The sequence below is a fragment of the Thermanaeromonas sp. DSM 22490 genome, from assembly GCF_056378755.1.
Genome location: NZ_JBJHHE010000010.1, coordinates 57,319 through 71,030 on the forward strand (window position 1 = coordinate 57,319; position 13,712 = coordinate 71,030).

The 13,712-nt window shown below is 53.8% G+C and carries 14 protein-coding genes; all 14 read left to right on the forward strand.

Annotation, left to right across the window (positions count from 1 at the left end):
• Window positions 1-162 precede the first annotated feature (162 nt).
• Window positions 163-1,092: a methionyl-tRNA formyltransferase gene (fmt, locus tag AC1BI1_RS08230; protein ID WP_476716802.1), complete on the forward strand. Its 930-nt coding sequence runs from the start codon at window positions 163-165 to the stop codon at window positions 1,090-1,092.
• 138 nt (window positions 1,093-1,230) lie between these two features.
• Complete coding sequence (locus tag AC1BI1_RS08235; protein ID WP_476716803.1) at window positions 1,231-1,806, forward strand: 2-oxoacid:acceptor oxidoreductase family protein; 576 nt, start codon at window positions 1,231-1,233, stop codon at window positions 1,804-1,806.
• A complete protein-coding gene (locus AC1BI1_RS08240; RefSeq protein WP_476716804.1) occupies window positions 1,803-2,129 on the forward strand; it encodes a 4Fe-4S binding protein in 327 nt (108 codons plus the stop codon). The genes AC1BI1_RS08235 and AC1BI1_RS08240 overlap by 4 nt, the downstream gene beginning before the upstream one ends.
• Before the next feature lie 35 nt (window positions 2,130-2,164).
• Window positions 2,165-3,352 carry a transketolase C-terminal domain-containing protein gene (locus AC1BI1_RS08245; RefSeq protein WP_476716805.1) on the forward strand — a complete coding sequence of 396 codons (1,188 nt, stop codon included), beginning with the start codon at window positions 2,165-2,167 and terminating at the stop codon, window positions 3,350-3,352.
• On the forward strand, window positions 3,352-4,293 hold the full coding sequence (locus AC1BI1_RS08250; RefSeq protein WP_476716806.1) for a thiamine pyrophosphate-dependent enzyme: 942 nt from the start codon (window positions 3,352-3,354) through the stop codon (window positions 4,291-4,293). Before AC1BI1_RS08245 ends, AC1BI1_RS08250 begins: the two co-directional genes overlap by 1 nt.
• Window positions 4,294-4,622: 329 nt before the next feature.
• Window positions 4,623-6,005 carry an FAD-binding oxidoreductase gene (locus AC1BI1_RS08255; protein ID WP_476716807.1) on the forward strand — a complete coding sequence of 461 codons (1,383 nt, stop codon included), beginning with the start codon at window positions 4,623-4,625 and terminating at the stop codon, window positions 6,003-6,005.
• Between the two features lie 26 nt (window positions 6,006-6,031).
• A complete protein-coding gene (locus AC1BI1_RS08260; RefSeq protein ID WP_476716808.1) occupies window positions 6,032-7,399 on the forward strand; it encodes an FAD-binding oxidoreductase in 1,368 nt (455 codons plus the stop codon).
• Window positions 7,400-7,427: 28 nt separating this feature from the next.
• The gene (locus AC1BI1_RS08265) at window positions 7,428-8,696 is read left to right on the forward strand and encodes a (Fe-S)-binding protein (RefSeq protein ID WP_476716809.1); all 1,269 of its coding nucleotides are present in this window, start codon (window positions 7,428-7,430) and stop codon (window positions 8,694-8,696) included.
• A gap of 61 nt (window positions 8,697-8,757) precedes the next feature.
• Window positions 8,758-9,534, forward strand: a complete 777-nt coding sequence (locus tag AC1BI1_RS08270; RefSeq protein ID WP_476716810.1) for a polysaccharide deacetylase family protein — start codon at window positions 8,758-8,760, stop codon at window positions 9,532-9,534.
• 86 nt (window positions 9,535-9,620) lie between these two features.
• On the forward strand, window positions 9,621-11,063 hold the full coding sequence (locus AC1BI1_RS08275; RefSeq protein ID WP_476716811.1) for an aminotransferase class I/II-fold pyridoxal phosphate-dependent enzyme: 1,443 nt from the start codon (window positions 9,621-9,623) through the stop codon (window positions 11,061-11,063).
• The gene (gene tmk / locus AC1BI1_RS08280; RefSeq protein WP_476716812.1) at window positions 11,060-11,686 is read left to right on the forward strand and encodes a dTMP kinase; all 627 of its coding nucleotides are present in this window, start codon (window positions 11,060-11,062) and stop codon (window positions 11,684-11,686) included. The genes AC1BI1_RS08275 and tmk overlap by 4 nt, the downstream gene beginning before the upstream one ends.
• Before the next feature lie 59 nt (window positions 11,687-11,745).
• Window positions 11,746-12,594 (forward strand): DNA polymerase III subunit delta', encoded by an 849-nt coding sequence (holB, locus tag AC1BI1_RS08285; RefSeq protein WP_476716813.1) that lies wholly within the window; start codon window positions 11,746-11,748, stop codon window positions 12,592-12,594.
• A 3-nt stretch (window positions 12,595-12,597) separates the two neighbouring features.
• Window positions 12,598-13,398: a PSP1 domain-containing protein gene (locus AC1BI1_RS08290; protein ID WP_476716814.1), complete on the forward strand. Its 801-nt coding sequence runs from the start codon at window positions 12,598-12,600 to the stop codon at window positions 13,396-13,398.
• Entirely contained in the window at window positions 13,391-13,708 is a 318-nt protein-coding gene (locus AC1BI1_RS08295; protein ID WP_476716815.1) for an initiation control protein YabA, read from the forward strand. The genes AC1BI1_RS08290 and AC1BI1_RS08295 overlap by 8 nt, the downstream gene beginning before the upstream one ends.
• Window positions 13,709-13,712 lie beyond the last annotated feature (4 nt).

Consider the following 13,712-nt stretch of genomic DNA (forward strand, 5'->3'; position numbering starts at 1 on the left):
TTGACAGCGATAGGGGATAGTGATATACTAAAGCATAAAAAAGAAAAATTACAACACGGATATGGCCGCGGAATGCTGTAAAATATGTTGGTATTCCAAAGTAGAGAATAGACAGCAACTCCAGCGGGCCAAAAAAAACAATATAGCAGGGGAGGGAAAGAGTTGCGCATTGTCTTTATAGGGCAGGCCCCTTTCGGGCGGGACTGCTTAAAGGCATTGGTTGATCAAGGTGAAGAAATTGTCGGAGTATTGACAATACCCGACAAACCGGACCAGAAAAGCCCCAACCCGGTTAAAGAACTGGCCTTGGAGCTAGGATTACCGCTATTGCAGCCCCCCAGGCTTAAAGACCAGGAAGTTATAGATTGGGTGGCGGCTTTGAAGCCCGATCTTTTAGTGCTGGCCTTCGTGACGCAATTCGTCCCCCGAGCCATGATTGATTTGGCCACCCATGGAGGAATCAATTTCCATCCATCCTTGCTCCCCAAGTACCGGGGCGGTAGTGCCATGAACTGGGCTATCATTAACGGTGAAACCGAAACGGGCGTAACTATCCACCAGATTGACGAAGGTGTGGATACCGGCCCCATTATCCTGCAAGAGAAAGTCCCCATCGATCCGGAAGATAGTGTAAAAACCCTCTATTTTAATAAGATTTATCCCCTGGGCGTGAAGATGGTTGCCGAGGCGGTCCGGCTAATTCGGGAAGGCAAAGCGCAGCCAATACCGCAGGATGAGAGCCAAGCTTCCTTCCAGCCGGTTATTAAAGAAGAACATGTGGGCATAGATTGGTCATGGTCCACCCAGAGGATTTATAATCTTATCCGCGGTTCGGACCCGACGCCCGGAGCTTGGGCTTTGTTCCGCGGGGAAAAGCTAAAGATTTGGGAGGCCAAGCCCTATTCCGGTCAGGGCGTGCCGGGCGAGGTTATAGCCATACCCGGTGAGGAGGGTTTTGTAGTGGCCACGGGTGATGGCGCGATCCTGGCCAAGCGGGTCCAGTACACCGGTACGGGCAAAATTCCGGCAAATGAATGGGCTAAAGCGGAGGGACTCAAAGCAGGAGATAAGTTAGAATCCGCCCGCCTTTAAAGGCGTTTTAAGGCGTTAATGCAGAGAAAAGAAAAAAATATAAGGGGTTAAACCTGATAAAGGGGTGAGGGGGCTAAGTTAAGTACATTTTTACTTTTGTGAAACATTGAACATAAAAAAGAGAGAGGAGGAACTGCTATGGCTAAAATGGTGGAAATCCGCTGGCATGCCCGCGGTGGCCAGGGTGCGGTATTGGCTTCCCGTTATCTGGCAGCCTCGGCAATTCGCGAAAATCTGTATTTCCAGGCTTTCCCCCAATTCGGTACGGAAAGAATGGGGGCCCCGATCGTAGCTTATACCCGCATTAGCGATGCTCCTATCAATTTGCGCTGTGCCATCGAGGAACCCGACATTGTAGTGGTTTTGGATCCTACTTTGCTAAAAGCTGTCAATGTGACTGCCAACCTGAAAGAAGGCGGCGCCGTGGTGGCTAATTATCCCGGAACGTCGGCTGAACTGGCCAGGGAGCTGGGAGTTGACGGCAAATTTAAAGTTTATGCAGTAGACGCCTATAAGATTTCCAGCGAAGAACTCGGCCGTCCTATTCCTAATACCCCCATGGTGGGTGCCCTGGCTAAAGTTTTGGGGCTCATTAAACTGGAAAACATTCTGGCGGAGTTTGAGGAACAATTCAGCCACCGCTTTAAGCCGGAAATTGTCCAGAAAAACCTGAATGCCGTGCGTCGGGCCTATGAGGAGGTGCAGGGAGCGTGACGGTACAAATCAATAACGCCATTCGCAAGCTAGATAAAAAGGCTTTTCCCGCGTGGTATGAGATTCCCCTGGGTGGAGCAATTGTGTCGGAGGGTTCCACTGATTACAAAACTGGCAGCTGGCGTACCAAGAGGCCCATCTGGAACAAAGATGAGTGCTCCCATTGCTTGATTTGCTGGATGTATTGCCCGGAAATGGCCATTCAGGCGCAAGATGGCAAGGTTACCGGGATAGATACCTCCCTTTGCAAGGGTTGCGGCATATGTGCCAATGAATGTCCCAAGGATAACGCCATGACCATGGCCGAGGGTGGAGAGTATTAGGAATACGGGGATAATCGGGAAGGAGGAAGAGAAGCATGAGAAAAACCATCGGCTTGACCGGTGACGGTGCAGCAGCTGAAGCCATGCGCCAGATCGACCCCGATGTGGTAGCGGCTTATCCTATTACACCGCAGACGGAAATCGTGGAGCGGTTCGCTGAGTTCGTCGCCGAGGGCTCGGTAAAAACCGAATTAGTTGCCGTGGAGAGCGAACACAGCGCCATGAGCGCTTGTTGCGGCTCCTCGGCCGCGGGAGCGCGGACCATAACCTGTACGTCTTCTCAGGGCTTGGCTCTGATGCATGAAGTGCTCTACATTGCCGCCGGCAACCGTCACCCCATTGTACTGATCAACGTGAACCGTACCCTTTCGGCGCCTATTAATATTCATAATGACCAGAGCGACAGCCTGGGTTCCCGCGATTGCGGATGGATTCAGCTATACTGTGAGGGTGCCCAGGAAGTTTATGATACGGTGATTCAGGCCGTTCGCATTGCCGAGGATCGCTCGGTGCTGCTCCCGGTTATGGTGTGCCTGGACGGCTTTGTGGTGAGCCATAACGTGGAGCCCATCAACGTCCTGGATGACCAGGAAGTGAAAGATTTTATCGGGGAATTCCGGCCAGCCCTTAATCTACTGGACACGGAGAATCCTGTTTGCTTAGGTAACCTGACACTGCCCGATTATTTCTTTGAACACAAATATTCCCAGGCCTATGCTCTGGAGCAGTCCAAGGGCGTTATCGCGGCAGTAGACAAGGAATTCGGCGAGAAATTTGGTCGCAGCTATGGTATTGTTGAGGGTTACCGTATGGATGATGCCGAAATCGCCATTGTTACCCTGGGTTCCATGGTAGGTACAGCCCGGGTTGTTACAGATGAACTGCGCGAACAGGGGGTCAAAGCAGGTGTACTAAAGATACGCTGCTACCGGCCCTTCCCCGTCGATGAAGTAGCGGAGGCCCTGCGGGGCGTAAAAGCAGCAGCAGTTATGGAGAAAGCCCTTTCTCCCGGCGCTCCGGGCCCTGCTGTTTTCAGCGATGTACTGGGTGCTCTCTATCATAAAGGCGTGCACACCAACCTGATAAGTTATGTGGCCGGCCTGGGTGGCCGCGATGTCCCGGCCCGGAGCATCCGCAGGGTATACGAGCACTTGCAGAGGATCGCCGCTGCCGGCAAGGTGGATCGAGTCCTCAATTACCTCGACCTGAGGGGGTGGCAATAATGGCAAGCCTTAAGGAACTCAGCCAAAAAGAAGCCCTTTTCACCGGCGGCCACCGTCTATGCGCTGGCTGCCCGGCGCCCATAGTGGTGAAGCAGATTCTCCTGGCCGCACCCCATTCGCCCATTGTAGTAAACCCGACCTGCTGCTTGGAGATTTCCTCGGCGGTCTTCCCCTACACCGCCTGGAAAACACCCTATTATCATAACGCCTTTGAAAACGCTGCTGCTATAGCGTCGGGTATAGACGCGGCCATTAAAGCCCTAAAGAAAAGGGGCAAGCTGGATTCCAATAAGCAGTTCGACGTAATCGTTATTGGCGGGGATGGCGGCACCTATGACATTGGCTTCCAGGCCCTGTCCGGAATGCTCGAGCGCGGACACCGGGTATTATACGTCTGCTATGATAATGGGGCCTATATGAATACCGGTATCCAGCGCTCCGGTGCCACGCCTTATGGGGCATGGACTACCACCAGCCATGTAGGCGAGGCCCAGAAGGGTAAACAGCAGCACCGCAAGGACCTGGCCTGGATTGCTGCTGCTCATGGCGCCTATGTGGCCAATGCCTCCCTGCACAACTGGCGCGACTTTATGCGCAAAGTGGAGAAGGCTCTGAACTATGACGGTTCCTCCTTTATCAACGTTCAGGCTCCTTGCCCGCGCGGTTGGCGCTTCCCCGAGAACAAAACGGTGGAAATCGCCCGCCTGGGTACGGAATGTTGCTTCTACCCCCTCTATGAGGTAGAAGAAAAGGGCCAGAAGTGGATTATTAACTACGTGCCCAAGAACAAGATTCCGGTGACAGAGTATCTCAAGCCCCAGGGCCGTTTTGCGCACTTCTTCCAGAAAGGAAACGAATACCTTATTGAAGAGTTCCAGGCGGAAGTGGACCGGCGCTGGGAACACTTGCAGCGCCTGGCCAAGATGAGCGAGGGAATATAGTTAATCTTGGGGGGGGTTACCCTGGATGAGGTAGCCTCCCCTTTATTTACTGGTCTACTGGTTAGGCCATAAGATAAGTGGATAATGTATAAAAAATAAAGAGAGAAGCGAATTTATGGTCTTTATAGGTGCCAGAGGTCGTAAAAAGGGCATGCTAGTTTTTGACCTTTTTTCTTAAAGGATGTTAAAATAAAATTAAATACCTAAGATGGAATTATCTTATCCTCTAACAAGTTTTGCTAAACTTATTAATCTTTTGAAGGACTCACTGGTACCTTACTAGGAAGCCCGCAGGGAGCCCGTTGCAAAAAAAGGGAAGGAGGCCTGGCATGCTGGATAGAGAAACCTTAGCCGAGCTGACCCGGATTGTGGGCCAAGAGAATGTACTGACCTCAGAAGTATCCCTGGCTACTTACATGTATGACGCCACTCTCTTTTATGGCAAGCCTGATGTCGTAGTGTTTGTTCAGAATGCAGAGCAAATATCAGCTATTTTAAAATTGGCCAACGCCAAAAATATCCCCGTAACACCCCGGGGAGCAGGTATGGGCTTGAGCGGGGGCACTGTCCCCCACCGGGGAGGCATTGTTGTTGTCATGACCCGTATGAACCGCATTTTGGAGATCGATCCGGTCAATAGGATAGCTGTAGTTGAGCCGGGTGTTACCAACATGGAATTGCAGAAAGCGGTGGCACCTTACGGAATGGTTTATATACCTGACCCGGCTAGCCAGAAGGTATCCACCATGGGCGGCAATTTTGGTGAAAACGCAGGCGGCATGCGGGGTATAAAATACGGGGTGACCAAAGACCATATCCTGGGCGTGGAACTTGTACTTCCTACCGGTGAGATCGTGAACATAGGAGGTAAGTGGGAGCCCATTGCCCCGGAACTTAACCTGTTGGCCCTCCTCATAGGTTCGGAAGGCACCCTGGGTATAGCCACCAAGATTACTGTGCGTCTTACACCCATGCCCCAGGCTATTAAAACCATGTTGGCCATCTACAATACTCTGGAGGAAGCCGGCAATTCCGTATCCCAGATCATTGCTCACGGTATTATTCCCACCACCCTGGAGCTAATGGATAATAAAGTAATCCAAGCCGTAGAGGACTGGTTACACATAGGCCTTCCCCTGGAGGCCGGTGCGGTGCTGCTCATTGAAGTGGATGGCTGGGAAGCCGGCTTGGAGCGGCAGGCGGAGAAAATTATTGAAATCTGCCGGGCCAACGGAGCGACGGAGGTGAAACTGGCCAGGAATGCCAGTGAGAGGGATAATTTATGGCTGGCCCGCAGGACAGCCATTGGAGCCATAGCCCGTCTCCGTCCCTCCTATGACCTAGAAGATGCTACCGTCCCCCGGACCAAGCTGCCGGAGATGCTGCGCCGGGTGGAGGCTATTGCTGAAAAATATAACGTTCCCATCGGAATGCTGGCCCATGCAGGTGATGGCAATCTCCATCCTCTCGTACTGTTTGATGAGAGGGATCATGATGAAATGGAACGCGTGCACAAAACGCGGGAGGAAATTTTTAAAGCCGCCCTGGATTTAGGCGGAACCCTCTCCGGAGAACACGGTATTGGCCTAACCAAGCTGGATTTTATGCCTCTGGCATTCACGCCGGCTGAGCTTGATTTTATGCGCCGGGAGCGTCGGGCCTTTGATCCCAATTCAGTGCTTAACGCCGGAAAATTCATACCCGAGGTTTAAGTTTTAAAACACCGGGGGGTAACAAAATGCAGGCGAAATTGATCAAGGAATTAGAAAATATCCTGGGTGCTGAACGGGTTAAAGAGGATTTAACTACGCGGCAGAAGATGGCCCTAGACTCGGACTACCTGCCGGATGTGGTGGTCTTTCCTGCCGATAGCGAGCAGGTAGCCAAAGTTGTGCGCCTCGCTAACGAGGAAGGAATCGCCCTAATTCCCTGGGGAGCGGGAAACCACGCCTGGCGAGGGCTGTTGCCTTACAAGGGCGGTATAGCTTTAAACTTGACTGACTTGCAGAACATCGTGGAGTTCGACCAAGATAACCAGACGGCTTACGTGGAAACAGGACTTTCCCTGGCCGCCTTAAATGAAAGTTTCCGGAAAGGGCGCCTGTTCCTACCAGTTGATCCGGTAGAAGGGGAGACGTGTACCCTGGGCGGTTGCATTGCCAGCAATGCCTCGGGCCCCAGGAAACTGAGCTATGGCACCATTAAAGATTATCTCTTGGGGTTGGAGGTCGTGTTGCCCACGGGCGAGATTGTGCGCACTGGGGGCAAGACGGTTAAAAACGTCCAGGATTACGATAACACCCGCTTTATGGCCGGATCTTGGGGCGCTTTGGGCATTATTACCAAGGCCATGCTGAAACTTAAGCCCCTGCCGGAAAAGGAGACTACGGTTTGCCTCGGATTCAGGGCCATAGAAGAGGCCTGCGAAGCGGCTTTTAATTTGCGCCAGGAATTGGGGCCGACGGCCTTGGAAGTCCTGGATTCTTACGCCGTAGAAGCGCTGGAGAAGGCGGGATACCCCTTGCCGGTTAAAGGAGAGGCATGTGTGCTGGCTGCTTTTGCCGGTTTTGAGGAGGCCGTCGCCTGGCAAGCTGGAGAAGCAGAGAAAAAATATGGCCAGGCTGCTCAAGGGGTTATCTGTACGGCAGATCAGGGAGAAGCTGTCTGGACGGCCAGGCGTTATGCTTTTAAAGCTGTTGCCGGCGATAAAGGAGCCCTGCTGGGCAGCGCTTCCCTACCTTTCACGGCCACCGGTAAGTTTATAAAGGAAGCCCGGTCGTTGCTGGCTTCCCTCCACCAAGAAGCTGCTTTGGTAGCTCATTTTGGCAACGGCCACGTCCACGTTTTCTTAAGGCAGCCGCCGGCAGCTTACCGGGAAATACAAGATGTGCTAGACAGGTTGCAAAATATGGCCTTAGAGGCAGGAGGCCATTTCCTGGTAGATAACATTAATGATTTGACCATGGCACGTCGCTGGGTAGAGGCTCGCGGGAGAGCCCTTATCCCCCTCCTCAGAAGGATAAAAGAAGCCCTGGATCCCCGCCGGGTTTTGACGCCTAACAGCAAAGTTCTGGCCTATGTGCTGGCTACCCCAGAGGTTAGCTAAATTGCCGGGTGGGAAAGGAGAGGCAAAGATGGTTAGAGCTTTACGCGACATGATGGAAGATGTGGTGCGCTGTAACAAGTGCGGCTTTTGCCAAGAAGTTTGCCCTACCTATAAAGCAACCGGCGAAGAGTTTTCGGTGGCCCGCGGTCGGAACCGCCTGATACGCCTTTCGCTGGAAGGGCTCTTTGATCTCACTCAAAATCCGGAAATAAACCACCACATATACTCCTGCCTCCTCTGCGGGGCCTGCGTTAACGCCTGCCCCTCTTCGGTCATAACCGATACCTTGGTCAAGGCAGCCAGGGCGGAGATCACCCGGGCCAAGGGTCAGCCCTTCCCTATCCGCCTGGCACTGAGGGGTGTCCTGGCCAATCAGCGCCGCTTAAGTTTAGGGGCCAAGGCTTTACGCTTTTACCAGCGCAGCGGAGCCCGCTGGCTGGCCCGGCATACGGGTTTTCTGAAATTGCTGGGCGCCCTCGGCAAGGCCGAAGGCCTTCTGCCCGATATACCGCCTGTTACCTTGCGCCAACGGTTGCCCCAGCTGCTTAAACCGCCTGCTCGACCTCGCCACAAGGTGGCCTATTTCATCGGCTGCGTAATTAATAATTTCTTCTCCCCCATAGGTGAGGCCACTTTACGGGTGTTGCAGCATAACGATTGCGAAGTGGTGGTGCCTGCCACTAACTGCTGCGGTATACCCCATGAGGCTTACGGCGATACAGAGATGCTCCTCGCTCTGGCCAAGCAGAACCTGGAGGCCTTTAAGCGGCACCAGGTAGAAGCTATCATTACAGATTGTGCTTCTTGTGCCCACGGCCTGCACAATTACGCCGAACTCTTTAAAGAGGATCCCTATTACGGGCCTTTGGCTCAAGAGATGGCGTCTAAAGTAAAGGAAGCAGTGGCTTATCTTTCTGAAATAGGTATAAAGAAAGAAATGGGCACCTTGGAGATTACCGTTACCTACCACGATCCCTGCCATGCAGTGCGAGGCTTAAAAGTTAAAAAAGAGCCGCGGGAAATTTTAAAAAGTATCCCTGGCGTGAAATTCGTAGAAATGAATGAAGCAGACTGGTGCTGCGGGGGAGCCGGATCCTACAATGTTACCCATTATGATCTGTCCCGCAAGATACTCGAGCGCAAAATGAACAACTTCCGCAATACCGGCGCCCAGTATCTGGCTACTGCCTGCCCGGCCTGCCTCATGCAGTTGGCCCACGGTATAAACACCCAAGGCCTGGCAGCCAAAGCCGTTCATGTAATCCAGCTATTAGACCAGGCTTACCAGAAAGCCTAAAACTTAAAAAGACACATATCCTTTCCCCCGGCCGAATAGGATTATCCTGGAGGTGCGGGGGATGTTTATTATTTGGAGACGCAAAATTATCCTGCAGGGGCTCTTGGGTCTTTTAATTTTTTTCTTAGGTTTGCTGGCCGGAAGTGTTCTCGCCGACCGCTCGCCCCTGGCCGTGCTGGTGGGACGGGCTAAAAAATTACTACCTATTTATAGCGTGGCTACCACCGAAAAAAAGGTGGCCCTTTCCTTTGATGCCACCTGGGGGGCGGAACATACCCCCAGAATATTAGAGATCTTGCGCCAGCACAATATAAAGACCACCTTTTTCTTGACTAACATCTGGCTGAAAAAATATCCCGACCTGGGGAAAAGAATCGCAGTAGAAGGCCATGAAATAGGGTTGCACTCGGCCACCCACCCCCATTTTACTTCCCTCTCCGAAGAGCAGATGGAACAGGAACTTAGAGAAAACCACCGCCTGGTGGAAGAAATTACCGGGTACAAGCCGGAACTCTTCCGGCCGCCCTTCGGCGACTATAACGACACGGTAATACGGGTGGTGCAGCGTCTGGGCTACAAGGCCATCCAGTGGGACGTGGATTCCCTGGACTGGCAGGAACACTTATCTGCCGAGGATATTTACCGGCGGGTTATAAAAGGTATCAAACCCGGCTCCATTGTCCTTTTCCACAACAACGGCCAGCATACGGCGGCTGTTTTGGGTCCTCTGCTAGATAAGCTGAAAGCCGAAGGCTACCAGGTGGTGCCGGTCTCCGAGTTGTTGGTCAAGGGCGATTATTACGTAGATCATGCCGGCGTCCAGCGCCCCGCTCAGTAAAATTAAAATTGCCTTGGAGGTCCCCCTTTCTCGTGCTATAATGCTATAATAAGCAGCAAAGGATGGAGCAAACCAGGAGCTTAAAAGTGAGGGAAGAAGGACGCAGCTGGGCACCTTTGTGGGAGGCCCTAAAGGGCTACACTAAGCAGAGGCTGGTTTCCTGGCATACGCCGGGGCATAAGGGCGGCCGGAACACCGGCCGGGATTTTTATGATCGCCTGGGACAATTCGTCTTCCAGGTGGATTTGACGGAACTGCCGGGTCTGGACAATCTCTACCGGCCGCAGGGGGTAATTAAGGAAGCCCAGGAAAAAGCGGCTAGTTTCTTTGGAGCGGGTCAAACTTTCTTCCTCGTTAATGGAGCCAGCACCGGCATAATGGCGGTTTTTCTGGCCGCCTGCCGGCCGGGAGATACGGTACTTCTGCCGCGGTATGCCCACCGTTCGGCTTTTGCCGGCCTTATCTTAAGTGGGGCGCGGCCGGTTTACCTCGAGGCCGCCTGGCTTTCCGAGCTAGACTTGGTTTTAGGTATCGAACCTGCTAAAGTAGAGAAGGCGCTGGAGGCTTATCCTGACGCCAAGCTGCTCTTGGTAGTACACCCCACTTATGAGGGGCTGGTACCTCCCACCCGGCACCTGATAGATCTGGCCCACGAGAAGGGTTTGCAAGTTTTAGTGGATGCTGCCCACGGGTCCCATTTCGGCCTGGATCCCCGGCTACCACCGTCTCCTCTGGCTTTGGGGGCCGACTACGTAGTACACGGTACCCACAAAACCTTGGGGGCCTTTACCCAGGCGGCCATGTTGCACATAAGGCCCGGGCTTGACGGCCGGGAAATCGGCCAGGCCCTCCAGATTTTGCAAACTACCAGCCCTTCATATTTGCTCCTGGCCTCCTTAGACGTGGCTCGCCAGCAGGTGGAGCTATGGGGAAGGGAATTATGGGCCCAAGCAGTGGTCCGGGCCCTGGAGTTGCGGGAAAAATTGAAAAAGGCGGGCGTACCCTGCCTGGAAGCAGCAGATGTACACGGAGAAGCCACAGCCGGGCTGGATGTGACGAGGCTGGTCATCCCCACGGCTCCTTTAGGGTTAACGGGACCGGAGGCACTAAAGGTTTTGCGAGACCTGGGTTACGAGATGGAAATGGCCGCTCTCAAATATATAGTAGGGATTCTCACGCCGGCGGAGGAAGAGGCCGAAATAAGCGGGCTTATAGAGGCATTGCGGCAAATAAGACAAGCCAGTCAGCCCTCCGGCAGGCGCCCACCGAGGATTTATACTACCTGCCGGCCGGTTGAGCTATGTAGTATCTTACCCCGAGTGGCCCTAACCCCCCGGGAGGCTTTTCAGGCCCGCCACCGGATGTTACCCCTTAAAGAGGCAGCGGGCAAGATAGCAGCCGAGTTGGTGGCTCCTTGTCCGCCGGGCGTGGCCCTGGTGGTACCAGGAGAAGTGTTAACCCCGGAGGTAGTAGAACTGCTGGCTCTCGTTTTAGGAAAAGAAGCCGAGGTACAGGTAGTGGACGCATGAAAGGCATTTTTATCACCTTTGAAGGCCCAGACGGTTCTGGCAAGACCACCCAGTTAGAGCTTTTGGCCCGGCACCTGGAAGCCAGGGGCCGCAAAGTTTTATGCACGCGGGAGCCCGGAGGTACTCCCCTGGCGGAAGGGATCCGCCAGCTTTTGCTTAAGCCCTGGCCGGAGGAAGTGTTGGGGATTACGGAGGTTTTTCTTTACGCTGCAGGCCGGGCCCAGCATGTAAAATTTTGCATCCTGCCCGCCCTGGAAGCCGGGAAGGTAGTTCTGTGCGATCGGTTCACGGATTCCACCCTGGCTTACCAGAGTTTCGGCCGGGGCCTGAGCGAGGGTCTGGTGCGCCAGATTAATGAGCTAGCCACCGGGGGGATAAGGCCTAGCCTCACCCTTCTTTTAGACCTGCCGCCGGAAGAGGGTTTGCGGCGTAGAAGCCCAGGAGAGGGAGGCAAGATACCGGACCGTTTGGAACAGGAAGACCTTACCTTTCACCGGCGGGTGAGGGAAGGCTACCTGGAGCTGGCCCGCCAGGAACCCGGCCGCATCAAGATCATTGACGCCCTCCAGCCTAAAGAAGAGGTCTTCAGGCAAGTCTGGGCAGCGGTAGAGCCGCTGCTTTAGCTCGGGGAGCCTGAGCTAACGCGGGTCAGGGAATGAGTCCTCTTAGGAGCTGAACTCTTGTGACAGTGCTGGAACAGTTAGAACAGGCCCTGGCGGCCGGCCGCCTGAGCCATGCTTATCTCCTTATAGGCGGCGAAAAAGAGGAAAAGCTGCATACGGTGCGCCAGATTGCGGCTGCGATAAACTGTGCTGCCAGGCAGGGCGGCCGGGCTTGCGGGCAGTGCCGTTCCTGCCGCCAGATGGCTGGCGGTAACCACCCTGACTACCATTACCTGGAGCCCCGCGGAGCCAGCATTAAAATAGATCAGGTGCGGCGGCTGGAGGCCGAACTGTACCTTAAGGCCTTCCAGGGGGGAGCACAGATAGTAGTACTCAATCAAGCCGAAAACCTTACGCCGGAAGCTGCCAATTGTCTTCTAAAAATCTTGGAAGAACCGCCCGGGGACGTCTATTTTTTCCTTCTGGCTGTCCAGCCGGCTCTGTTGCTCCCTACCATCTCTTCCCGCTGCCAGGTCTTGCGCTTTTCTGCCGAGGAGTCGGCGGGAGAAAGACTACACTACTGGCAGGAAATATTATCTGCGGACCTGTCCCGGTTGATGACCGCCCTTCTGCCTCGGATGGAAAAAGAAGAGGATGTGCTTTCCCTGGTGGACAGCCTTATGCTGGCCTGCCGGGATCACCTGGTATGGCAATTAACCCGGCAGGAAAGACTACTCCTGACCCCCAGAGGGGAATCCAGCAATACTGGCTGGCGGCCGCTGCCGCCGGCAACCCTCTGGAGGTGTTATAGGCACCTTTGGCGGACCAGAATTTATCTGGAACAAAACGCTAACCGCCGTTTGGCCCTGGAAGTTATGCTGCTTAATATCTATCGCGCCTTGAATTCCGCAGAGAAAGAAGGGATATAGCGATTGGCCCTGGTGGTAGGAGTTCGATTTAAAAAAGCAGGAAAAATATATTACTTTGATCCCGTAAATATAGAGCTTCAGGTAGGGGACAAGGTAATAGTGGAGACGGCCAGGGGCCTGGAATATGGCGAAGTGGTGGTAGGCCCGCGGGAGGTACCGGAGGAAAAAATAGTCCAGCCTCTTAAACCGGTGATCCGGCGGGCCACCCCGGCCGATGAAGAGCAGGTAGCCCTTAATCGCCAGAAGGAGAAAGAGGCTTTGGCTATCTGCCAGCAGAAAATTGCCGAACACGGCTTGCCCATGAAATTGATCGACGTAGAGTTTACCTTTGATCTCAGTAAAGTAATTTTTTACTTTACTGCCGAAGGGCGGGTGGATTTTCGCGAGCTGGTACGGGATCTGGCTTCTATCTTTCGTACCCGCATTGAATTGCGCCAGATTGGCGTGCGGGATGAGGCTAAGATGGTGGGAGGCCTGGGCGCTTGCGGCCGGGAAATTTGTTGCGCCTCCTTCTTGGGCGAATTCGAACCGGTTTCCATACGTATGGCCAAAGACCAATGCCTTTCCTTAAACCCCAGCAAGATCTCGGGCTTATGCGGGAGACTTATGTGCTGCCTGCGCTTTGAAAATAATGTTTACGAAGAGGCCAAACCCCTTTTTCCCGAGGTGGGGGACCAGGTGAAGACACCTCTGGGGGAGGGGAAGGTAACAGCCCTGAATATCCTCAAAGGTACTGTAGCTGTGGAACTGCCCGAGCGGGGTGTAATGGAATTCAGACGGGAGGAAGTAGAGGAGATTGAGTGAATTCAGGGACACTGGGCCATTGGAAGAACAGGGCGGTGAGAGTTTGAGCGTTGCCCTGGCTGCCCTGGAACTAAAGCTGGCTGAAGTACAGCGCGAAATAAAGCGGCTGAAGACGCACGTCCGGGGGCTGGAAGAAGAAAACCAGCGTCTGAGGGCAATGATAGCGGAGTCCGTTGCCGGTCCTCAGGGGCAGGACAGATTACGGTTTCTTTATGACCAGGGATATCATATCTGCCCCGCGCAATTTGCTCGGGTACGCGGGAGCCAGGGTTGCCTTTTTTGTTTAAGCTTTCTGGAAAAGAGGGGATGAGGTG